General features: G+C 57.6%; 19 protein-coding genes and 4 pseudogenes. 14 read left to right on the top strand and 9 right to left on the bottom strand.

Going from position 1 to position 22,625, the window contains the following annotated elements; all coding sequences use genetic code 11:
- Positions 1–16: 16 nt before the first annotated feature.
- Positions 17–328, bottom strand: a complete 312-nt coding sequence (locus ASC90_RS05085) for a hypothetical protein (RefSeq protein ID WP_056536290.1) — start codon at positions 326–328, stop codon at positions 17–19.
- A gap of 239 nt (positions 329–567) precedes the next feature.
- On the opposite strand from ASC90_RS05085, the gene ASC90_RS05080 reads away from it, so the two are divergent.
- Both ASC90_RS05080 and ASC90_RS05075 read left to right on the top strand, forming a co-directional pair.
- On the top strand, positions 568–1,458 hold the full coding sequence (locus tag ASC90_RS05080; protein WP_082519811.1) for a Ku protein: 891 nt from the start codon (positions 568–570) through the stop codon (positions 1,456–1,458).
- A 4-nt stretch (positions 1,459–1,462) separates the two neighbouring features.
- The gene (locus ASC90_RS05075; RefSeq protein WP_056536288.1) at positions 1,463–2,281 is read left to right on the top strand and encodes a Ku protein; all 819 of its coding nucleotides are present in this window, start codon (positions 1,463–1,465) and stop codon (positions 2,279–2,281) included.
- A 411-nt stretch (positions 2,282–2,692) separates the two neighbouring features.
- Here ASC90_RS05075 and ligD read toward each other — a convergent pair whose 3' ends face one another.
- A complete protein-coding gene (gene ligD / locus ASC90_RS05070; protein WP_056536286.1) occupies positions 2,693–5,347 on the bottom strand; it encodes a DNA ligase D in 2,655 nt (884 codons plus the stop codon).
- 71 nt (positions 5,348–5,418) lie between these two features.
- The gene (locus ASC90_RS05065) at positions 5,419–5,661 is read right to left on the bottom strand and encodes a hypothetical protein (protein WP_244480305.1); all 243 of its coding nucleotides are present in this window, start codon (positions 5,659–5,661) and stop codon (positions 5,419–5,421) included.
- A 250-nt stretch (positions 5,662–5,911) separates the two neighbouring features.
- Here ASC90_RS05065 and ASC90_RS27705 point away from each other — a divergent pair.
- From ASC90_RS27705 to ASC90_RS05050, 4 genes and pseudogenes are all read left to right on the top strand, one after another.
- Positions 5,912–6,193, top strand: a pseudogene (locus ASC90_RS27705) (UBP-type zinc finger domain-containing protein); the annotation flags it as partial.
- Between the two features lie 138 nt (positions 6,194–6,331).
- A pseudogene (locus ASC90_RS05060) lies at positions 6,332–7,896 on the top strand (NAD(P)/FAD-dependent oxidoreductase); the annotation flags it as partial.
- Positions 7,897–8,670: 774 nt separating this feature from the next.
- Positions 8,671–9,159 carry a hypothetical protein gene (locus ASC90_RS05055; RefSeq protein WP_244480304.1) on the top strand — a complete coding sequence of 163 codons (489 nt, stop codon included), beginning with the start codon at positions 8,671–8,673 and terminating at the stop codon, positions 9,157–9,159.
- Positions 9,160–9,649: 490 nt separating this feature from the next.
- The coding region (locus ASC90_RS05050; RefSeq protein ID WP_244480303.1) for a hypothetical protein at positions 9,650–10,378 on the top strand (729 nt) is incomplete at its 5' end.
- A 625-nt stretch (positions 10,379–11,003) separates the two neighbouring features.
- Here ASC90_RS05050 and ASC90_RS05045 read toward each other — a convergent pair.
- The 3 genes from ASC90_RS05045 to ASC90_RS05035 form a co-directional block, all read right to left on the bottom strand.
- The gene (locus ASC90_RS05045; protein WP_056536275.1) at positions 11,004–11,978 is read right to left on the bottom strand and encodes a 3'-5' exonuclease; all 975 of its coding nucleotides are present in this window, start codon (positions 11,976–11,978) and stop codon (positions 11,004–11,006) included.
- 174 nt (positions 11,979–12,152) lie between these two features.
- On the bottom strand, positions 12,153–12,959 hold the full coding sequence (locus ASC90_RS05040; protein ID WP_056536273.1) for an anti-sigma factor: 807 nt from the start codon (positions 12,957–12,959) through the stop codon (positions 12,153–12,155).
- Positions 12,956–13,705 (bottom strand): sigma-70 family RNA polymerase sigma factor, encoded by a 750-nt coding sequence (locus tag ASC90_RS05035; RefSeq protein ID WP_056536595.1) that lies wholly within the window; start codon positions 13,703–13,705, stop codon positions 12,956–12,958. The genes ASC90_RS05040 and ASC90_RS05035 overlap by 4 nt, the downstream gene beginning before the upstream one ends.
- Before the next feature lie 298 nt (positions 13,706–14,003).
- Here ASC90_RS05035 and ASC90_RS05030 point away from each other — a divergent pair, with 298 nt between their 5' ends.
- From ASC90_RS05030 to ASC90_RS05010, 6 genes and pseudogenes are all read left to right on the top strand, one after another.
- Complete coding sequence (locus ASC90_RS05030) at positions 14,004–14,978, top strand: MBL fold metallo-hydrolase (protein ID WP_056536269.1); 975 nt, start codon at positions 14,004–14,006, stop codon at positions 14,976–14,978.
- 18 nt (positions 14,979–14,996) lie between these two features.
- Positions 14,997–15,470: a tetratricopeptide repeat protein gene (locus ASC90_RS05025; RefSeq protein WP_244480302.1), complete on the top strand. Its 474-nt coding sequence runs from the start codon at positions 14,997–14,999 to the stop codon at positions 15,468–15,470.
- A 58-nt stretch (positions 15,471–15,528) separates the two neighbouring features.
- Positions 15,529–15,971: pseudogene (locus ASC90_RS05020) on the top strand (DoxX family protein).
- Positions 15,972–16,170: 199 nt separating this feature from the next.
- On the top strand, positions 16,171–16,395 hold the full coding sequence (locus ASC90_RS29625; RefSeq protein WP_056536266.1) for a hypothetical protein: 225 nt from the start codon (positions 16,171–16,173) through the stop codon (positions 16,393–16,395).
- A 463-nt stretch (positions 16,396–16,858) separates the two neighbouring features.
- Positions 16,859–17,017, top strand: coding sequence for a hypothetical protein (locus ASC90_RS29205; protein WP_200950842.1), 159 nt, complete (start codon positions 16,859–16,861; stop codon positions 17,015–17,017).
- A 519-nt stretch (positions 17,018–17,536) separates the two neighbouring features.
- Positions 17,537–18,145 (top strand): J domain-containing protein, encoded by a 609-nt coding sequence (locus tag ASC90_RS05010; RefSeq protein WP_056536589.1) that lies wholly within the window; start codon positions 17,537–17,539, stop codon positions 18,143–18,145.
- A 75-nt stretch (positions 18,146–18,220) separates the two neighbouring features.
- Here ASC90_RS05010 and ASC90_RS29620 read toward each other — a convergent pair.
- Both ASC90_RS29620 and ASC90_RS05000 read right to left on the bottom strand, forming a co-directional pair.
- Positions 18,221–19,694, bottom strand: a pseudogene (locus ASC90_RS29620) (PAS domain S-box protein); the annotation flags it as partial.
- Between the two features lie 293 nt (positions 19,695–19,987).
- Complete coding sequence (locus ASC90_RS05000; protein WP_056536263.1) at positions 19,988–20,794, bottom strand: transglutaminase family protein; 807 nt, start codon at positions 20,792–20,794, stop codon at positions 19,988–19,990.
- A gap of 330 nt (positions 20,795–21,124) precedes the next feature.
- Here ASC90_RS05000 and ASC90_RS04995 point away from each other — a divergent pair, with 330 nt between their 5' ends.
- Both ASC90_RS04995 and ASC90_RS04990 read left to right on the top strand, forming a co-directional pair.
- Complete coding sequence (locus ASC90_RS04995; protein WP_056536260.1) at positions 21,125–21,418, top strand: hypothetical protein; 294 nt, start codon at positions 21,125–21,127, stop codon at positions 21,416–21,418.
- 248 nt (positions 21,419–21,666) lie between these two features.
- On the top strand, positions 21,667–21,858 hold the full coding sequence (locus ASC90_RS04990; RefSeq protein ID WP_056536257.1) for a hypothetical protein: 192 nt from the start codon (positions 21,667–21,669) through the stop codon (positions 21,856–21,858).
- 163 nt (positions 21,859–22,021) lie between these two features.
- Here the strand turns inward: ASC90_RS04990 and ASC90_RS04985 are convergent, their stop codons facing one another.
- Positions 22,022–22,255 carry a hypothetical protein gene (locus tag ASC90_RS04985; RefSeq protein ID WP_056536586.1) on the bottom strand — a complete coding sequence of 78 codons (234 nt, stop codon included), beginning with the start codon at positions 22,253–22,255 and terminating at the stop codon, positions 22,022–22,024.
- Positions 22,256–22,625 lie beyond the last annotated feature (370 nt).

The raw sequence follows: 22,625 nt of genomic DNA, 5'->3' as shown, positions 1-22,625 counted from the left end.
TACTCCGTTTTAGTTGTTACTTGGCAAGCGTGACGTTGCCCTGAAAGTCGAGCGAGACGCTGCCGGGCTTGCCGTCTTTGGAAGCGGTCGCGCGCCAGACGCCCTGATCGTCGAGCTTCAACCCAGCTACGTCGCTGTAACCTGCCTCTTCGATACGGGACTTTGCCTGGTCTTCGGTGAAGCTGTTCTTGCCAGCGATGGGCGCACCAGGATTCTGTTCGGTATTGACCGCAGGCGTTGTTTGTGAGCTGCTTGGCGTTTCGCTCTGGGCGAAAGCCGCAGATGCCGTGAGGATCAGGCTGGCGGAGAGGATGGCGATTTTCTGCATTGATGTTATCTCCTGTCTGGATGAGCGGGAAACACGCAGAAAAGCCAGAGGTTCCAATGATTTATTTATGACGACGTGTGTTGCCACTCGTCCTTGGCGCGCTATCGCGCTATAGACGAGTGGCCTCAGAGGCCACGCTTCACAGCTACTGCAGGACGGCTTTCATCTTGTTAACTGGAGTTAGGAACCAAGGGGCGGGCTTGACTGTTACAGCCTTCAATATCTCGGAGGGAGACCTAGTGACCGAACATCGTGCAAACTGGAAGGGTCACCTCAAGATCGGCGAGCTTAGCTGCGCCGTCGGGCTATATACGGCTGCATCGACCTCTGATCGCATCAGTTTTCACATGCTTAACGAGACGACCGGCAACCGGCTGAAACGCGAGTTTATCGACAGCGAAACCGAGAAAGTTGTCGAACGCGATCAGCAAGTGAAAGGCTTTGAGACCGGTAACGGTGATTACATCATGATCGACCCGGAAGAGGTGGCGGCTGTCGTCCCGGAGTCTGACAAAATGTTGGAAGCAGAAGCATTCATTCCTTGCGGCGATGTCGATGACGTCTACTTCGACAAACCGTATTATTTGGTTCCCGTAGACGATGAGGCAACAGAGGCGTTCGCCAGTATCCGGGACGCTTTGGCGAACACGGGTTCAGCGGCGATTGCCCGAACGGTTCTATTCAGGCGGATACGGACAGTCCTGATCAGGCCCCACGGGAAGGGATTGATCGCCACTACCCTCAATTTTGACTATGAAGTCCGGCCCGCCAACGAAGCATTCAAGGAGGTGAAGAAGGTCAAGGTCGAGGGTGAGATGCTTGATCTTGCCAAGCACATAATCGACACCAAGGTGGGCGAGTTCGAGCCAGGTAAAACTGATGATCGCTATGAAACCGCCCTCGCCGCTCTGGTAAAGGCCAAGGCCGAAGGCAGGAATCTGCCGAAGCCAAAATCAGTAAAGGTCTCGGAGCCGAACGACCTCCTCAATGCACTCAGGGAGAGCGCGGGGGTCGACAACAGCTCAACCAAAAAACCAAAGGGCGTAAACGCCATTGTTGGAAAGAAGGCGGCCTCGGCTGCAACACCGTCGAAGGCGATTTCCAAAACCGCTCATAAGAAAGCGAGCTGAAGCCATGGCCCTTCGTCGTCCCTATTGGAGAGGCTATCTCAAGCTCTCGCTCGTCACCTGCCCGGTGGCTATGGTGCCCGCGACGTCGGAGAGCGAGAAAGTTCGATTTCACACGTTGAACAAAGAGACAGGCAACCGGGTCATTTCGCAGTACATCGACAGCGTTACCGGAAAGCCGGTCACCGCCGAGAATGAGGCCAACGGCTACGAACGCGGAGAAGACGATTACGTGATTTTGACGGACGAAGAACTCGAATCCGTTGAGCTAGAAACCGTCCGGACAATGGACATCGAGCAGTTCGTTGCTCGTGACAAGATCGAATGGATTTACCTCGATACGCCCTACTATTTAACCGCAAACGAAAAGATTGGCGACGAGGCATTCGCCGTCATCCGGGAAGCGATGAAGGCGCAAGATGTCATCGGTGTATCGCGTGTAGTCCTTGGCCGTCGTGAGCGGGCTGTCGTCCTTGAGCCTCGCGGCGACGGTATCGTGGTCTGGACGCTGCGCTTTGGGGACGAAGTACGGCCGGAAAGCAAATATTTCGCTGGCATTGACAAGAAGTCGGACGCGAAGGGCGTGGCCGCGCTCGAAAACATTATTAAAAGGCGGATGAAGGAATGGTCGCCAGAAATGGTTTCCGACCCGATTCAGGAGAGCTTAATCAGGCTGATCGCTGACAAGAGGAAGGGCAAACCGGCAAGAAACGGGGCGTCAAAATCTAAAAAGGACGAAGACAACAGGTCCAGCAATGTCATCAACATCATGGATGCGCTCAAGAAATCGGTACAGAGGGAGCTGAAGTCGAGAAAATCGGGCTGATACTGTGTTATCCAAGCACGAAGCATGTCGGAGCGCCCTGCTCCGTCTTGGGAGGTAACACGATCTCGGAGACTTGAGCCGCCAATGCGTGGTGTTGCAGCTCTTTTTCGCGATCATTGTAGCGACGGCAGAAGACGTCGCTCGGCTCGGCCAGACCCCTATGATGCAGGAAAACCATAGCGCCATCGACCGTGTGAACCGCGCTCGAACGTGTGCCCACCAGACACCGTTGTCGTCCGCGGCCATCCTGGTCTTTATCGGAGAAGAAGTGGGACTCGTTGGTCCGGCGCTACCTTCCGCGACCTGCCAGTATTGTCGGACCAGGCGGCGACCAGAGAGAGAAGGACCGATCGGTGGCCGTCTTCACCGTGTAGGTCATCTTAATCGCTGAGGCTAGTCTCGTGTGGCCATCTACGCCGCCCGCTTTTTACCCTTGTTGAGCCTCTTGATCGCTTGTTCTAGCGAACGCTGACCGTCGCAATAGTCTTGCCATGCCGTGCTATTTTTCAGCAAACCCGGAACTGTGCGAATTGTGAACCGCTTCGGATCGAGACCTGCTTTGACTTGCGTCCAGTTCAAGGGCATCGAAACAGTGGCTCCTGGCCGCGCACGCGGCGACAGAGGGGCTACGGCCGTCGATGTCCTGTCGTTCCGCAAGTAGTCCAGGAAGATGCGGCCGTTCCGTTGGGCCTTCGACATCTTGATGAGATAGCGGTCGGGGTTGTCCCGTGCCATCTCCTCACAGACATCGTGGGCGAACGCCTTCCCTTCATCCCAGCTTAGCTTTTTGCCCTTGGGCACCAACAACGGTGTCACCACATGGAGGCCCTTGCCCCCGGTTGTTTTGCAGAAACTGATGAGGCCCAGATCCTCCAATCGATCCCGAACTTCCCGTGCACCCTCGATCACCGTTGCGAAGTCAACATCGGGACCCGGGTCGAGATCGAAGACCAAGCGTCCAGGGACTTCCGGCTGGTTCGGTTCGCAGTTCCATGGATGAAGTTCGGTTCCCCCAATTTGCGCGATAGCTGCAAGTCCCTCGACGCGGTCGACCTGCAGGTAAGGCAGCTTGTCGCCAGATACCTTCACCTGCTCAATGAGGTTCGATGTACCCTGCATAGCGTGTCGCTGGAAGAACTGCTCACCGCCAATGCCGTCCGGGGTGCGGATGATCGAGCATGGCCGCCCCCTGATGTGATCGATGAGCCATGGACCCACGGCTTCGTAATATTGCCCTAGATCGACCTTTGTCACCGGTTCATCGTCGAGCGCATCCGGCCACAGTGGCTTGTCCGGGCTGGAGATCAAGACACCCATCACCGCGACCTTCGCGCCCTTACGAAACGTCGAAGGCTTTGGTTTAACGGCCTCGTCGGTTTCGGGGTCCGGCACATCCGTCGTGGCTGGCTTGGCAGGCTTCTCAGCTTCTACCTCGTTGGCTGGCTTGTCTTCTCGCAAGCCCTTGAAAGCTGCTTGCCGGACTTGGCCGTCGGCAGTCCAACCGGCGAATTCGATTTCCGCCACCAGCTTGGGCTTCAACCAGGCAATGTCGGAGCTACCCTTCGGCGCACCGAGCCCCGTGAAGGGAGACTTCGCAGCCCGCATCTTCTCCAGGCGCGGCAGCAGCTTGTCGACAACGCTGCCTCGATAGCCTGTTCCAACCCGACCCACGTAAACGAAATGATCGCCGCGATTGACGCCAACCAGCAGAGACCGGAATCTGCCGTTGGTTGTCGCATAAGCGCCAATGACGACCTCATGGCCCGCCCTGCATTTCGACTTCGCCCAGGTCTTGGTTCTCCCGGACTGGTATGTGGCATCGGCCTTCTTGGAGACGATTCCCTCAAGAGAGAGCTTACATGCCGATCTCAGGACCGCATCGCCGCCGGTCTCGAAATGCTCGACAAAACGTAGACGCGGATCGTCACCGGCATCGGACAACAGTGCTGACAACCGATCCTTTCGTTCCGTCAGAGGCAGATCGCGGAGGTCTTCGCTACCATCGAATATCAGATCGAAGGCGAAGTAGACCAGATCATCGGTTTTCCCTTCCGATAAAGCAGCCTGCAGTGCTGCGAAATCAGGAGCACCATGCTCATCAAGAGCGCATATCTCACCATCGATAATGGCGGCCGGGAGATCTGATCCAGATTTCGCAATCGCAGGATACTTGGCCGTCCAGTCCAATCCCTTTCGGGTCTTGAGGGTAACTTCGCCGTCTTGGATGCGCATCTGGATCCGGTATCCGTCGAACTTGATCTCGTGAATCCACCCGGAGGCCGAAGGCGGCCGCTCTAAGGTTTCGCAGAGTTGCGGTTCCACGAACGCAGGCATTGCAGGAGCGGCAGCTTTCTTTGCCGCCTTGGGCTTCGATTTTCCTCCTGCCCTCCGCTCTTCGGCTGCGAGGCCCTCGCTGCTGTCCCAGACGGCATCAGCCTCAACCGCACCACCCTGCGTCATGAATGGCTTTGGCCTCCGACCTTTTCCTGACGCGATGGCATCCATTGTTCTACCAGACGCGACAGATGTGTCGTTTTCTTCGAGCACCGCCGCGCCGTCTCCGTCGACGGAATGGCTATCGTGGTGCTTGATCAAAAGCCAATTTGTGCGCTTTTCGCCTTCCCTGCTACGCATGCGGACCAGGACAAAGCTTCCGTGGAGCCGATCACCTTCAAGGGTAAACTTGAAGTCGCCCTTCGCCAGGGCGTCTTCGACTGTTTTATTTCCCTCCGGCTCCCAATAACCCCTGTCCCAGAGCATAACGGTGCCCCCACCGTATTCACCCTTCGGGATGGTACCTTCGAAGTCACCATAGTCTAAGGGGTGATCTTCCACCTCAACGGCGAGACGCTTATCGTGGGGGTCGAGTGATGGTCCCTTGGTCACGGCCCACGATTTGAATACTCCATCCAACTCAAGTCGCAGGTCGTAGTGAAGACGGGTTGCATCGTGCTTCTGTATGACGAAGCGTCGTCGATTGGACGGCTTCACTGATACGTCGCCGCTCGGCTCGGCAGTCTTCTTGAAGTCACGCTTTTCGCGGTACTTTGAAAGGTTGTCTGCCATGGGAACACCTCGAACCTGATCTACAGTTCCAATGCTACGAGGCGGCCATAAGTTCCCGCCTTTACGTTCGTTCAGATACTGATTGTCATGCCAAACCGCACTACGATTGTCTGCGCCGAAGAGTAAAGCTTCCGCACAGCCTCGTTCATTTCCGAAAATGCCTGCACGGTGCGCGAGGAAATGTAGTCACCATTTGCTTCAGCGTTGAGCCTCAACGCTCTCTCACAATCGGCGGCAAGTTTGTCCAGTTCTGGCGAAACATCATACAGCCTTCTCAAAATGGCTTCGATCTCGCCCTTGGCGCGTTCGGACATACGTTCTGACATCACTCCCACCGCTACTTCGGCTGTTCAAGACGTGGCATTAAAGCAGGGTTCGCTGCTGGGTTCGTCAGCCACTTTGTCGCCCTGTCGCCGCCGCTCGCAATCAACATGCTTAGCTGTTTCGGCACGCTGACGTCAGAAGTCCAGATCGCTGAAGGGGCATTGATGACGATATGAGTGGCTGAACTGGCATTTTCGGCTACATTGTCGCCAGTCACCGGGCAGAATTCAGGAAGTGCCGATGAAGCGCTGCAACCATCAAACTTCGATCAAGTCTGTCGTGCCTCAGACACTGGGCTGTGAGGAGTGCCTGGAGGTTGGTGAAACCTGGGTTCACCTACGTCTATGCCGAGAGTGCGGCCACGTCGGGTGCTGCGACGATTCAACTGSCAAACATGCTACCGGGCATTTCCGGAGCACCGGYCACCCAATAATCGAAGGCTACGATCCCCCGGAGGGCTGGGGCTGGTGTTTTGTCGACCAGACCATAGTTGAACTGCCTAATCAGACTCCCGAGGTAGGANCACCCAATAATCGAAGGCTACGATCCCCCGGAGGGCTGGGGCTGGTGTTTTGTCGACCAGACCATAGTTGAACTGCCTAATCAGACTCCCGAGGTAGGACCCATCCCAAAATACTTCTGAAGCCGAAGGTCGAATCCATGGACATCCAGTCGCGACAAGCACAGCTGTTTCCAGTTCTGACACCGCTGCAGATCGAAATCGCAAAACGGTTTGCTAGTGGTSAGGCCAGGAGTTTCGCTTCTGGCGAGACTGTGTCTGCGATCGGTGAACGACATGTCCCCGCTTGGCTGGTTCTTTCTGGTCGACTGGATGTATTCGGGAAAATCGGCTCGCACGCCGAGTCTGCGATCGTATCCCACGGTGCCGGGCACTTCTCTGGTGAGCTAAACCAGCTATCGGGGCGGCCTGCTATGGCGGGCTCACGGGCTGGACAAAACGGGTGCGTCGCAATTCCGTTTGACGCCACCCATGTCAAGGCACTGATCATCGGCTCAGCCGAAGTCGGCGAAATTATTATGCGGGCCTACATCCTGCGGCGCGTTGCGCTCATAGACACCGGGAATTCAGGCACGGCTCGTCGAGCGTCTAGGGATTCAGGAAGGCGATTTGCCAGTCATGGTTTGCCCGAACGGCACCGTTCTGAAGAGGCCGACCGACGCGGAAGTGGCATGCTGCCTTGGCATTACGCCAGAACTGGATCCAGAGTTAGTATACGACACCGCAATCGTCGGMGCAGGTCCGTCTGGTCTGGCTGCTGCTGTCTATGCGGCTTCGGAAGGCTTGAGCGTGATCGTGCTCGATGAGCGCTCCGCCGGGGGACAGGCAGGCAGCTCGTCCCGCATCGAAAACTATCTTGGTTTCCCTACCGGAATATCGGGCCAAGCSCTGGCTGGTCGCGCACTCAACCAGGCCCTTAAGTTTGGCGCGGAAGTCGCCCTGCCCCTGAAAATCTCGGAAATGTCACCACCGGAATCCGGCAGTCGCCGTGGTGGACTGATCAATCTTCGGACCGTCGACGGACGCTCACTATTGGCTCGAACGGTCGTCGTGGCTTCAGGAGCGCGATATCGACGGCCAGGCATTTCGAATGTTTTGGAATTCGAGGGCGCCGGAGTTTCCTATTGGGCGTCGCCGATCGAAGCCAAATGGTGCGAAAAYCGAGAGATTGTCGTCGTCGGTGGCGGCAACTCCGCTGGTCAGGCAATTGCCTACCTGGCGCCGAAGGTCAGCCGCCTRCACCTCGTGATCCGCAGAAACCTCACTGAAACGATGTCGACATACCTGATCGARCGGATTGCAGCGCTCCCGAACGTCACCATGCACGTTGGATGCGAAGTGGGCTCGGTAACGGGTGACGCGTCGCTGCTTGCCGTCACGGTCAAAGACCTGAAATCTRSCAGCGAGGCTGAACTCAAAGTCAGGCAGGTRTTCATGTTCATTGGTGCAGACCCCAACACCGGCTGGCTSTGTCCGCATATCACCACTGACCGCAGCGGRTTCATCKTAACCGGGTCCGCGTTCGCCCCCTCCATTGAACAGGAGCTTGGACGCGCCTCTCTMCCGCTGGAAACCAGCATACCGAATATCTTCGCTATCGGAGACGTGAGAGCCGGTTCTACCAAGCGCGTGGCGGCCGCAGTAGGCGAAGGCGCGGCGGTCGTCAGTCAGATCCACACTGCGCTGGGACTACGAGACGGCGGCGNCCCCTCCATTGAACAGGAGCTTGGACGCGCCTCTCTCCCGCTGGAAACCAGCATACCGAATATCTTCGCTATCGGAGACGTGAGAGCCGGTTCTACCAAGCGCGTGGCGGCCGCAGTAGGCGAAGGCGCGGCGGTCGTCAGTCAGATCCACACTGCGCTGGGACTACGAGACGGCGGCGGCACAACAGCATCGCCTTCTCCTTCCTTGGGTTCGTCTGTGAGCCGAGCCCCCGTGTGAGGTCATGCCTCACGCGGTCGATCTTATGAATGGCCGTGACCTGAAGGCCCGAGGTCTCATTGAGGATTACTGTAATTCCGCGGTCCCACTTCAATCACTACCTCGTAAACGACTGCAAGGACCGACCACCGCTTTGGCCGCTTCCCGCCAGGAGCAAGCGCGACACGACATTGACCGCTGGAACCCGGACACCGAATCTGCGGTTTCGTCGTTGAGGGCCACGTTGGGCCGCGACTCGTCAGATCTCACGATGCCACCAGTGGCATTCAGCAGCATGGCACATGAACCTCGCTCGAATCGAGGTTGCCAAATAAGATCGCTCTGGAACCGTCCTTGCCCGCAGCTGACGCCTGCTTTAGCTCATCAATAGAATGGGTTCGCAGGGCATGTAAGACTGCCGTTTTGGAGTCTTCGAAGCCGCNAGTGGCATTCAGCAGCATGGCACATGAACCTCGCTCGAATCGAGGTTGCCAAATAAGATCGCTCTGGAACCGTCCTTGCCCGCAGCTGACGCCTGCTTTAGCTCATCAATAGAATGGAGCAGGCCCCGATGATTTTTCTGATACTCGCGATTCTGGCAATTTTGGTGTGTTTCTTCCAGTTTCCACGTCCGACATTGATTGCATCGGCAGTAGCCGTTTTGTTCGGATGTGGCGTTGCCGCCTATGTGTATTTCCAGCAGTCCGACCGCAACAGCTCCGCGACGCTCGTCGTTGGCACGAGTACCGGCGGCCAGGGATGCGCCGACCCCGCCAAGGCAGTTTTCGTTCAACTTTCCAACGGCTCCGATCGGCAGGTAAATGTGGTGCGCTTCCGATTGATCGCGAAGCGCCCCGGCTTCAGTATCGAGGAGTACTCCGACTATTTCAGTAGCTACAAGATCATTGAACCGCACGGGATATATGGCACATGTTGGACGCTCAATGCATATAGAGGCCTGGAAACCTTGCCGGGCAAGCCTTCTCCCAAGGACTTTGAGTGGTCGGTTAACATCTCATCGGTCGTGTTCGCTAGCGAGAGGTAATCACCCTTGTCATCTTGGAATTCTTGAGGCGATCCTATGACCGATGGCATTGGCTTCCAAAGGCGCGCTCACATTCAATCAGACTCGAATAGAAGCGTTACGCGCAGGCCTGCTGCACACGCAAACCGCGCGGAAGATTGGGAGATCAGGTTTCCCGTCACTCTCGTGGAAGGTATTTTTGAACGCCTCGTCGGCGCGACAACCTGTACCGTAGTGATCAACTCACCCATAGCGCTTCCTTCCGTAAAAATTGACATCTCGGGTCGTTGGCGCGACCCTTTAATCATAGCGATTCGGATCGCGCACTCTCCGTCCTGCGATCCCCCTGTGCTGCGAAACCTCCCATGTGTTGAGTCCAAAGCCATCAGGAGAAAAGCCATGATGCCTTCTAGTCTCTTCTTCGACCTCGTTGATTCCCAAATTGCGTTCAAAATCGTGCAAAGGAATTTCAACAGTCCAAATTTTATCTTCAGTGTACCTCGTGCCAAANAGTCTCTTCTTCGACCTCGTTGATTCCCAAATTGCGTTCAAAATCGTGCAAAGGAATTTCAACAGTCCAAATTTTATCTTCAGTGTACCTCGTGCCAAAGACGGGCAGCTCCGTTTGACTGTGCTTGGAAGCCAGGCACTGGTCAGCTCTGCCGAAGCTGTGCTTGCTCGCCTCAATGCACTACTCTGCGAGCACCCGGTGCGCCAACCGCAGCATTCGTTCAAACAGGCTTCCTTTACCGGAAAGCTGATAAGCTATTCCCTCTTTCCCCARGCCGACAAAGGCATGCATCATGGTATGCCCGACGAACTGTCAGTCGAATGCCGTATTTTGCCGTCCGACCATCCGCGCGCCGAGCGAGAGACGGTGATTGTRAGTGTGATTGTCGARGGAAGACACAGCCTGCATCTCATGGAACAGGTCGGCACGGATAACTTCCAGGAGATCGGTCGACTATCGCCGAATGCCCTTCCCAGAGAAACCCATGAGAAATTGGCGAGCCTGCATCTCATGGAACAGGTCGGCACGGATAACTTCCAGGAGATCGGTCGACTATCGCCGAATGCCCTTCCCAGAGAAACCCATGAGAAATTGGCAGCGAATGGCTTTTATGAGCAGAGCTTCCTGTGCCTGTACGGCGACGAGGCCCTCGAAGGGGCGAAGGCAAAGCTGAAGGACGCCTTCAATCGATGGGTCGCCCCCGATATGGATGTACACGCACGTCATTGAGCACGACTGCCACCTGCCGTGTGCGGCTTTAGGGCGCGATTTGCGCGACAACCCGAACAGAGCGACACGCGTGTTCATCGTCTGCTCGGGAGCAGAGACGCGGATCCTACGGAACGCTCCGACGGAAACTCGAGTTTGAGCTTCAACGACAGGACGTTGCTGGGCTGTCCAAGGCTCCCTGACGAATATTCCGTCACTGCAGAACAGCTGAGCAGCGGGAGCCAACTACCTCTACCGATGTCCCTAAAAGGCAGGCTTCTGTCCCCAACCAGTTCGGTTTGCGCACTGTTTTCCTGCGGGCGAGGGCTTGGCCATTGATCGCGCAGCGTACTGAGCTCCAATGCTGTTGGCCTAGTCTCACGAGACCTCGCCACGTGCATGTTCCGTCATCGGCGAAGGCGCCTTCGCAGCGCTAGTGCGTGGTCCATCGCAGCAGCCTTACGTCATAACCGAGGGACTGAGCGCGCCGGGTTAGCAGGCGACCGGTCGAGTCGGAAGGCTTGGCTGGCGCGTCAGGATCCAAAGATAGCGGCCGGATGGTTCTCCGACGATCGACCAGGTATAGTCCACGGCATGATCGAGGACCCAATAGTCCCCATAAAACGGGCGCGATCTGGCGTTTGCATCAGGCCTTGAACCGATCGAAGGCGGTCAGTCGCTTGACGGGTGGATCGGCGTCAGGCCAACGATAGACTTCCGTCCTCAAATAATGCAATTCGTCATCGAGCGAGGCGTCATCGACTTCGATCCACCAGCATTTCGGGCGACCATCGCTACCATCCGACCACCGATAACCGCGGGATTTAAGATGGTCTTTCATGTCAAAGGGGCTGTTCTCGGCAAAGACGCGAACCCGGGCGCGCTGGCTGGCCTCATAGATTTCCGCGAACGCAGTGCGTGGTACATTGGCGGTTTCACGGGCCAAGACCTCCAGTAGTGCATAGCAATCGTCGATCGCACGGTGGCCATCGTGGAAGTAACCCGCCTGTCCGGTCAGATATCCGAGCTTCGTACCCTCGTACCCACGCGCCGACCAATCGACCTCCGCATTCGAGCACGCCCACGCCTTACCGAGAAAGATTGGCGAGAACGCCTCGCAGAAGGGTCGATCGAACCCGGCATTGTGGGCGATGATAAGGTCCGCGGGATCAACCAGTGCTTTGAGTGCCGCCATATCGATCGTCTTTCCATCCACCATCGCGTCGGTGATGCCAGTGAGTTTGGTGATTTCAGCCGGGATGTATACGGTCGGCTGCTGGAGGCCACCATAGACCCCGATAAGGTCGCCAATGGTTCCGGCCGCGTCGAAGGTAAATGCGATGGCGCCGATTTCGATGATCTCGTCCTTGCGATGATTGAGGCCGGTGGTTTCCGTGTCCAGGATGACGCCCCTCAAAGGAAACTCGGAGCGGATTGTCGAGGCGACACCACGTGGTTCCAGCTTCCTGAGGATCCGGTAGCGGCCTGTGTTGATCAGCTGCTCGACCATGCCGTCCTCGGTCATTCCGCCCGGCTGCAACCTCTTCGCTGGTGGCTCGCGGCGGGCTCTTGGCGCCACCGCGCCTTCCTCAGCAGAAAACATTTCGAACTGTCGTGTCATGCCCTGACCTCTGCACTGCAATTGGAAGCACCTCGCTTAGAGTCGCTGACCATATGTAGCATGCGTTCAAATCAGGAGTAACGCGGCATGTTCCGATGGCTGGTCACCGTCCGAACTGTGGTTCCGTCGCAGTGGACGAAAGGCAAAGTCAAAGCGGCCCGCAGAGCAGGCAAATCAGCCCTTAGTTGCGCCGCGAAAGACTTCCCTAAACCTAACAAGCTCGCCAGGCGCGACGTCCGAGATCGCCCAGAAGTCCAGCCCGCTATCGGACCACTGCTCCATATTGTAACCTTCATGCACTGCCGCTGTCTGCTCCTGCGAGTTTCCAGGCCAGATAAAGAGGTTGATGACATGACCGTTGCGGCGATAGACGAGCGCTGCGACGGCGCGCCCGCCGAGATAGTCGACTCGCCCACCAACCAACGGGAAACCATCCTTCACGAGGTCCGCCACCGGCGGCGAGAAATCGATCTTGCCGTTGAACCATGGCTTGACCGTATGCTGGTCGGAGGTGAGCACGTCGGTAAGGTGATTGGCCATCATCGAGCGGATATGGCTCCCCAAGATCTCATCCTGCAGAACGAACGTCTGGGAGGGGGTGGTTACAAAGAGGAAGAGGCTGGCGGCAAGCGCTGCGACAGATGGCACGAAACTCCACAGCTTGAGAAAGTCGAGCGCTCGCCGCCAGGCGTGTTTCTGCGGCTGCGGGCGCTGTGGCGGCAATGTTGCGGCCACCCTTTCCTCGAAGGCCAGCATCGACAGGATCTCGGATCGCAATGCAACGGGCGCGCGCCATTTCACACCCTCCTGATTCATGATCTTCCTCGCGGCCCGCACCTCCTCCATCTGCGCCCGGCAGCCTGGGCATGCGGTAATATGGTCCTGAAACTGCGATGCATGCGCCGGGTCGAGCTCGCCGTCGACAAAACCATGCAGCATCACGCGGTATTCCGGGCATACTTTCCATTGCGCCTCGCTCATCGTGCCGCCTCGCTTCCGAGGCATGCGCCCCAAGCTTCGCTGAATTCGCGCCGAGCGCGCGCAAGACGCGACATGACTGTGCCGATCGGCGCATCGATGATATCGGCGATCTCCCGGTAGGAGAGATCCGCGAGTTCGCGCAGAACAAGAATTTCGCGCATCGCCTCCGGAAGTCGGCTGATGACGTCACGCACGCGCTGTTGCTCGCTCCGGCGGATCGTCGCAGTCTCGGGCGTATCCTCCTCCGAGGCAAATTCGCGCTCGCCGGCTTCATCGGTGTCAGCACCGCCCTCATCGTTCATGGGCTGTTCGAACCTCGACTTGCGGCGATCCTGCTGGCGCCAGGCATGGCAGCAGTTCCGCACGATGGCAAAGAGCCAAGCGCGCGGATCGCCGCCATGATAGCTCCCGAAACTGCGATAGGCCCGTAGGAACGCTTCCTGGACAATATCCTGCGCGGCGTCAGCGTCTCGGCTGAGGAACCGGGCAAAATTATAGGCGGCGTCCAGATGCGGCACGATCATGTCCTGAAAGCGCTGCATGAACGGGCGCTGCACCGCCGCATCGCCCGTCGGATCAGCAAAAGCTGGCTGCGCCTTTGCAGGAGCCATCAGCTGAAAGAGCCGCCCCGTAGCGCCAAGAAGCGCCGCTACCGGCGATGGTCGCGCGTATTGCCGCGGCCAGTGCAGTCGCAGCAATGCCTCAATTGATCCAGGAAAATAGGTGATCTGAGCGTCTGTCATCATCTTCCCTGCCTCAGCAGCAGCCGAATTTGCGCGTGAGAGCCACATGCAAGCAATACGGCCCCTTCCAACTAGACCACGGGGCGCACGATTTTATTCCCGCTCCCCGCCGATTTATTTGCGCACGCTGCCAATTCGAAGACAAACATAGAAATTCACCTTCTTTTTCAATGCCCTGATGAAATACAGCGACATTTTTGGAATAAGCGCCGCCTGACTTCGATCTGGTTCATCAGCGGGGACAACTCAATAGCAGCGGTTTTCGCCACCGGAAATGCCAACAACAAGAGGAGGCATATTGATGTTTACCATGTCACGTCGCGCAGTGCTCGGATCGGCTGCCGCCACTGCGGCTTTCGGCCTGTCGTCGAAGCTCGAATTCGTCACGTCGGCACTTGCTGCAACGCCGTTGGAGCCGACTGTCGGCTTCTACAAATACAAGGTCGGCGATGTCGAGGTCACGGCGATTTATGACGGCATCTGGCGGAAACCTCACGACCCGACCTTGATCAAGAACGCTTCGATCGAGGACACCAAAGAAGCGCTTTCGAAGGCCGGCCTCACCGCCGAATTCATGCCGATCCCCCTGACGGTCGTCGTCCTGAAGCTCGGCAACCGCCTGATCATGATGGATGCCGGCTCCGGCGTCGGTCAATGGCAGGCAAACGCCACCCACCTTCCGGCCAACATGGCCGCCGCCGGTATCGACTACAAGAAGATCGATACGATCATGCTCTCACATTTCCACCCGGACCACGTATGGGGTCTGATGGAAAGGGGGACCAACGATCAGGTCTTCCCCAAAGCCGAAATCATCGTCAATGCCAAGGAATACCATTGGTGGACGGAGCCCGGCCGCGTTGAGAAGCTTGCCGAAGGCCGCAAGCAGGCTGGCAAGCGCATCGCCGACGTCTTCCCGAAATGGACGAACTGGAAGCTCGTCGAGGATGGCGCCGAAGTTGCGCCCGGGATGCACCTGCTCGAAGCCCCGGGCCACACGCCCGGCCATTCGACCTATCTCGTTGCCTCCGGCAGCAAGCAGTTGCTTGTTTCCGCCGACATCATGTATGTGCCGGCGCTGCTCGCCCCTCATCCCGAATGGGAAGGCAGCTACGATCAGGATGGACCGATGGCCGTCGATACGCGCCGGCGCCTGATTGACCGGGTTATCGCCGACGATATTGCGATCTGCGGATCGCACTTCCCTTTCCCCGGGTCCGGCACCTTCGTCAAAGACGGAAATTCCTATGCCTTCGCTCCCACAACCCAGGCCTGAGGGCCCAAGGAGACGATCATGATCAAGATCAGCAAATACATGGTTTCAAGCTTCATCGGCTTCTGCGCCGTTTATGCCGGCGCCTCCGCCGTCACGGCCTACCCAGCCCATGCCGTCGACAATATGGAATCCACCGACGCGCCCGACCTCACCTCGGTGCGCTCCAAGATCGCAGCCAAGGACTATACAAGTGCACTTGCAGAGCTTCGCGGCCTGGCCGAAGACAACCAGCAGGCCGGCGTCTACAATCTGCTCGGCTTTACGCTGCGCAAGACCGGCGACTACAAGACGTCACTGACCTACTATACCAAGGCGCTGGAACTTCAGCCGGACCACAAGGCGGCGCGTGAGTATCTCGGCGAACTCTATGTCGAGACCGGCGAGATGGCCAAGGCCGAGGCACAGGTCGCCTCGCTGAAGCAGCTTTGCCCCGCAGGCTGCGAAGAACTCGAAGACCTGCAAAAGGCGATTGCCGCAAAGGGCAGCAATTGACCTCGGTATCAGCGAGGGAGCGGGCGGGAAAACCGCCGGCTCCTGGCTCAGGGAGAGTATGATGGATACCGTCGCAACAAGGGCGACCCCAGCCGATGTCCTTCTCGTCATGGGTAGGCTGCTCCTGTCCCTGATCTTCCTGCATGCTTTTCCCTTGCGTCAGATCTGACCGGAACGATGACGAGTTTCGCCAGGCTCGGCATCCCGGCGCCGGTCGCGGTCGCCACCATAGCCCTTCAGATCGGCGCCGGGCTATGTCTCGCGACTGGGCTGCTCACCCGCCTCGGCGCAGTGGCACTTGCGCTCTTCTGTGTTGCGACCGCTTTCCTTTTTCACACAAGCTTAACCAGCCAGAACGAGTTGCTGCACTTCGAGAAAGATCTGGCAATTGCCGGCGGGATGTTCGTTCTTGCACGCTCAGGCGCCGGATCGATTTCGATCGACCGCCTAATCTCCCGCCGGTCGAATGCCCTTCCAGCTTGGCTCACCGCGCTGCTCTAACCCATCGCCAAGCTTAGTCGTGATCCGGAGTTTTGATGGGGTATCGTGGGACGAAGCAACCTACACTTTGATATAGCTGCATGCCTGGCCTTGGAGGGGTAAGTCAGGCTCGTTGCCCTACCGCTACGATAGATCGGCCGTGATCTCGAAGTTGCGTTTGGTAGTCACAACAGCCTCGCTGGCCCAAGGGAAATTCGCTATGCAAAAACAAGCTATTGTCTTTAATGGTCAAGAGGTTGGAATAGCTGTACCAACGGGCGATCGGCTCCGATTTATCGCTGTACGCTTCAATATAATTGACCTCGACGGCCGCATATTCGACTCGGTAAATGACATTCGGACGGCCATAGTTAGTCACCTTTCGGCGAGCAGCGTGAGCAGCCGCCTGCTGTCAGTTGAATCTACGCAAACGCAGGGCCACTAATGGTCTCCGGTCCGCCAAGGCCGTCCCTCCTTCGCGTGGAGGCGGCCTTTCTGTTGACCATCATTCGAAGTTTTTCGACTATAGCAACCGCGCGAAAAAGGCAGCTTGAAGCTGAACGTAGCTGCGTCCTCCCGCCCCTCGCGGGCAACCCCGCGACCATTGCGGCTCCCTTGCGAGTGACCCATTGGTATCATTCGCAAGTCGCACTTCATGCTTGAACCACCCCGGCGTAAGGGCGAACTGGCGCAATCGCTTTTATGGAACTTGATTGTTGCTCCTCGCGAAAGCGCGCGGGCATTCGGATTACAGGTTCCCTCAGAGCTGGCGGGAGCTTCCATAGTTTCGTTGGAGGAGGGGTCAGCGCAGCCGTTGTACCGCCGCTATCGGATCACCACATAATCAAGACGGTTCAGGCTCGCCTTCGCGACGCCGACTTCATTGCCGCTATTCCATGGAGCAAATCATGACACGACCACAAGACGCTTTTGCGTCCGCCCCCTACGATGCCAAGACACTCGCGAATAAGCACCGCATCTCAATCGAGGAAGCCCAAAAGATCATTGCCGAGCATGGCGCTGATCGCAAGGCATCCGATAAGGCTGCACGTCGCATCGCGGCATAGGAAAGCAATAGCGGCAGGGAGTGCAATAGCACTCAACCTGCCGCCGATCACTTCGCGGAGACGCGCTGCGGTAATTGCAAAGCGAAAAAAGTTCAGGCCACGCGTCTTATTTATTTGGCGGTTGGCTCCCGTCGTATAAATGATCGGACAATCGCGCTGAAAATTGCCACCGCCGTTTTCGAAAAAAAGGAGAGGGCGACAGGGACACCCCTCGCCCCTCACCCCTCGCGTCGCGCTGCAGCGCTTTGGCTCCGTTCATCACGCAAATCCGCAACGGCGCTTCGTTCCAGCCTGCCGACGCCGGCGCGCCCCGGTCAAACGCGTCAGTGATAGCCGAAGGAAACAAGTTGAAAACCACAGCTCCGATCAGTACCCCTGTCAGGGCTCCACAGGCCTTCAGCACGGCATCGTTAGTTCTAGCGCCGCGTTTTGAATAGATGAGGGGCAACGCCACCTCTGGGATCCTAAGCCTCCGCGGTAGTTCTTGCCGGGATGGCGCCCTTGGTCCATATGGACGTCATGACGCATGATTCAAAAATATTCGTCGGCCTTAGATCCGCTCGCAAAAATCCATTGGCCTCCAGCGAGCCAACAGCACCCAAGTGCCAATGGGACGGTTGTGAGAAAACGGGCACGCACCGCGCTCCTGTCGGGAGCTATGCTCAAGGGCTGTATCTATTGTTCTGTCTTGAGCATGTGAAGGAATACAACAAAGGGTACAGTTTCACGACAACGCCATCGAACGCCGACGTCGCGCGTTACCAAAGGGAAGCGGCGACGGGTGACCGTCCGACCGTGGGGACACGCGTCACCGAACCAACCGAAATCCCGATGCCATTCACGGTCCGCTCTGGCACCGCGAAGGCATTAAATGCGCGGAAAACCGCGGCGCAACGACAGGCACAGAAGGCCAATCTCCAAATGAGAAGGCTCAAAGTGCTGGAAGCCAGGGCTTTCGAGACACTCGGTCTTTCGCAGGAAGCAACACCAGAAGAAATCAAAGCCCGCTACAAGGAAAAACTCAAGATGCATCATCCTGACGCTAACGAGGGAAACCGAACCTCCGAAGACGAGCTTCGCGCATCGATCGAGGCGCATAAGATCCTTAAACTGAACGGATTCTGCTGAGGTGTTTCTTCCACGAGGTCCGCGAGGCCTTATAATCGGTTAGCCACCAGCTGTAGTCTGTCGGGTTCGACACTGGCCGGTGCTGCGTGTCCTCTTGTTGGAGCCAATCTCCTTGTCGTCATCCAGCACAAGCGCTTCGATTGCCGAGATCTCAACTGCGTCCGTGTCGGACAAGCCATATATTTTTCAGAATTCCGGCGTCGGGGTCAGGACATTGGTCTCGATATCGAGCGAGAAGACCCCAACCCTTCCGGCTTCCTGCGCCCGTCGGAGCGTTGCCTCGGCATCGTGCAAAGCCTGCTGGGCAAGATATTGCTCGGTCTGATCGCGCAGAACTTTCACCAGCCCGGCCAGGCTACCATCCTCGTTCCGGATCGGACTTTCGCCGCTCGCCCAGAACCGCTCGCCGGACTTTCGAATGTGCCAGCGATCATGATGCGCGGTTCCCAATCGCAATGCCGCATCCATCGCCTCACGCGGCTTGTTTGCAGCCCGGTCCTCGGACGTGAACAGCATCTCCCAATGGATGCCAACCGCTTCTTCTTCGGTCCAGCCGAAGATTCGGCGAGCGCCCTCGTTCCAGCGAAGGATATGACCGTCTAAATCCCATGAAAGGATTGCGTAATCGATCGCACCATCGGTGACCTGGCGGCTTTGCCGCTCGCTTTTTCTGAGCGCCTCTTCGGCGCCCACCCGGTCGGTCACGTCGGTACCCTGGGGAAAGATGCCGACGACATTGCCATCGGGGTCGAGGACAGGCTGGTAGTTCAGATCGATATACTTGCGCTCGACCGGAGCGGTGATTTCAGATTGCAGATCGACCGGGAGCGCCCGGCCTTCGTAGGGGGCGCCTGTGGCATAGACCCTGTCGAGGATCTCGAAATATCCCTGACCTTGCAGGTCCGGAAGGGCTTCGCGCACAGACATTCCCACGACGTCGCGGTGGCCGACAAGCTGTCGATAGGCAGCATTGGTCAGTTCAAAGACGTGCTTGGGTCCCGCATCATCGCAACGAAGCCGGGGGCCCGCTCGAACATTCGACGCAGACGTTCCTGCTCGTCTTGCCGCCACCGCTCAGCCTCGACCTTCGCCGTCGTTTCGACGACAATGGCGATGACCCCGCAAGGTGTCCCGTGTTCATCCATGACAGGGGAATAATCGAGGTTCATGAAAACCTGCTCGGGCTTTCCATTCCGATTCAAGGTCAGTTCCTGATCCTCGTAAGCCAGGGTCTTCCCGGCAAGGCATACTTTCATGACATTGTCGTTGAACTCGGCGACCTCCGGCCACCCCTCGCGAACCTTTGACCCAAGCAGTCAGGATGACGGCCACCGGCAAAAACGGAGTACGCGTCATTATAGATCATGATCCCGTCTTCGCCCCACAGGGTAACGATTGGAACCGGTGACTGGAGGATGGTCGTCGTCGTCACCCTGACGGCTTGCGGCCAGTTGGAGGGCGGTCCGAGCGAGGTCTTGGCCCAATCGAAGTTGCGGATCAGGGTAGCGAGGTCACCCTCATGGGCAAGGAAATCGAAGTCGTCGGGCATCGCGGGACCAAAATCTGTTATTTTTCGCTAATCTAGTCAAAACACCGCGGCAGGAAAGGTTGTTTCACCGCCAGATGAAAAATTCAGGATATATTTATGACCCCAGCCCTCTTGTGATGACGGCGGATCGACGCATGCCTGGGCGAAGGTCTTTCTTCCCGGAGCATCCTGGATCGCGTTTGCTCCCACCCACCGACGGGTGGGTGAAGCCTGTCTTATTGCCGTGGCGTTTGCTCGCAACAGTGGCCAGATCATGCCTGTGACCGGCGAGCAGTAGATAGCGCTCGGCTGGACTATTCCGTCACGTCATAAGTCCAGACGCGAAATGACGTCAGCAGATGTGGACCGAAGGATACGATTAGCGGTACGTCAGCAGCATCCCGACCACGAGCCACAACAATCCGGCCGATGCGGGGAATGTTGTTGCGGGGGTCGAACGTCGTCCACTGGCCGCTGAGATAGACTTCAATCCAGGCGCTGAAATCCATCGGATCAAGGATCGGGACGCCGATGTCACCGAGATGGCCGTTGACATAGCGAGCAGGAATATTCATGCAGCGGCAAAGCGCGATGGCTAGATGCGCGTAGTCGCGGCAGACGCCAATGCGTTCCTCGTAAGCTTCCAGCGCAGTGCGCGTCGATCGGGCATCCTGGTAACCGAAGGTGATATGCTGATGCACGAAATCGCAAATTGCCTGTACCCTGCCCCATCCCGGCGTCAGATGGCCGAACCTGTCCCACGCGATCTGGCTCAGTCGATCGGTTTCGCAGTATCGACTACCGATGAGATAAATCAGGCAGTCGTCCGGCAAAAGAGCGACAGGAATTTCCTGGGCTTCCCAAAATGCCGGATCATGGGCGCCGCTGTCTTCGAGCGTTCCGTCACCCCAGATCTGCAAGTCACCGGCGGGCGCGATGAACCGTCGGCAGATGTTGCCAAACATGTCGGAGTAGGTGGTGGTTGCCGTCTGGGGGCTGGTGACAACGACATCCGGAGACCGCACGTCATCGGCACGTTCGGCCCGCGGCGCCAGCATTGTCAGCATCGGCGTGTCTTGGGCGCAGGTGACGGTGATATCATAGCCATAACGGATCAGCATGAGGCATTTTCCTCGACGCGTAGGACGGCAGGCCAACGGCGCGCCGCCGTCGACCGATGCGGACAATCCGCTCATGCGAAACGAAACAACAGGTGTTGAGCATCATAGCACGCCCGCCCATCGTATCGTCGACAAACTTCCAGCTGACGAAGCAGTGTTCGACGTCAGGCCCGCTTGCGATGCAAGATCACGCAGCCCGCGAGCGTGCGACTCCATTGCTTTGCCGTCCTAAAAGGCGCAGGGTCTGAACTTCAGCAAGCCATGTTCAGGGCGCTGCTGCTTTAGGGTCACGGTCACCATGCCCTAGCCCCCGACTGAAAGGAGGGAGATATGTCTTCCAACATTTCTCTTCGGATCCTCACAGCCGCGGATCTCAACATTCTTCGAAAAGTGCTTGTCGATGCGGGTTATTCCAGCGATGTCCTGACGGGCTCCTCCGTGGGAACTGCTGCGAAGCTGTTAATCAACCTCTTTCAGCAGGGAATGACGGATCCGGTTGAGCTCGGCAGCGAGCTCGAGAACCGCTTTGGCGCTTCGGAAAAAAAGGTAACTGCCGTGCGCAACTCGCTGCATCAATTCGCCATCCGCGGTTTGCCACGTGGCATTCTTCCGACCGCACACTAACCCCTGAGCGAGGCCATCTCTCAGGAAGAACGTGTGGAATTGTGTATGCAGATGCGCTTCGACGTGCGCGCTTGCATGATTGCCGTCGCTGCAGATGAGCGATGCGGCGGGCCCTTCTGCCGGTAGGGCCAAGAGCCATGCATAACTACTACTACCGTTGACACGCAGCCGTTGCACTCGGTCGTCCTGCCTATATGAAAATCCCTGCCAAAAGCGCGATTGGTAGTCCCCTCTCAAGGAGTTTAGCCATGATCGAATTCAAGCCGTCCGACGGAAACGCCGTGAGATCAGAAGAAATCGACCTGCACTTCAAGAAGCTGGATGCCGAAATGGCATCGCCGAATATCAAGGAGGCGAAGCATGCTGAACTCAACGCGCTTTATCGCAAGCTAAGCGCCGAACGAGATCTGCTTGCCTGCGCAAAGGGCTCGAAGCACTAACTATTGGAAGGCCAGCCTGGGTTCCTTAGGCCGGGGTGGCCAAATTTTTCACCTGGGCGGTCTCCTTCGAGGCCACAAGAAACGTGGACGAAATGAATTCCACCACTCCGCGAGACATCACCAGCGAACGCGGGACCGACTGTGCCCGGCGGTGCGTTCCGCTTCAGGACCCTGCCTGATCGTCGGGGGCGCCGTCCATCAAGCCATCGAAGACCTCCATCATCGCGTTGGTGATGGCCTGGCCCAGCGCATTGCCGGCCACACGGACATCGTCCTCCGTGCCGTCGCGCGCCGCGCTGGCAAGCTCGAAACCCTGGTCGGCTACTATCCGCTTGGCCACCTCTATGGCCCAAACCCCGAAGTCGCCTCGATTATCGATTAGGATTGGCTCTTCCATCATCCGCTCCTCTGTCTGAATGGGCTCCTCTTTCATAGGCCCAGGACAATGGCAAGGCCGCCGGCCACCCGCGGCAGGATCGTCCCCACCTGGGCAGGCCGGGACCGGACTTTCGTTCACTGCGACCTGAGGCTCGTCTGCCCCAATTGCCACCCGAGTACACTGCCGCGAACCTATGCTATCGATAGATGAGGTTTGGACAATCGTGAGGCAATTTGTGCCCTGACGTAGGCAAGGAGCGAACCGCCGCCCCGAAGTCCGCGGCTACCGGCTCTTGCGTTCACCAAGCCGCCGCCTTTTACCGGAACTGGATGAGAGTCTTTTCGGCGTCCCGTCATCAACCGCACCATGGTCTAGGAGTCGGGGGGCA

This window comes from Rhizobium sp. Root1220, assembly GCF_001426265.1.
GTDB lineage: Bacteria > Pseudomonadota > Alphaproteobacteria > Rhizobiales > Rhizobiaceae > Rhizobium.
Note: the sequence above shows the minus strand (reverse complement) of the source record. Positions and strands in the feature narration are given on the sequence as shown.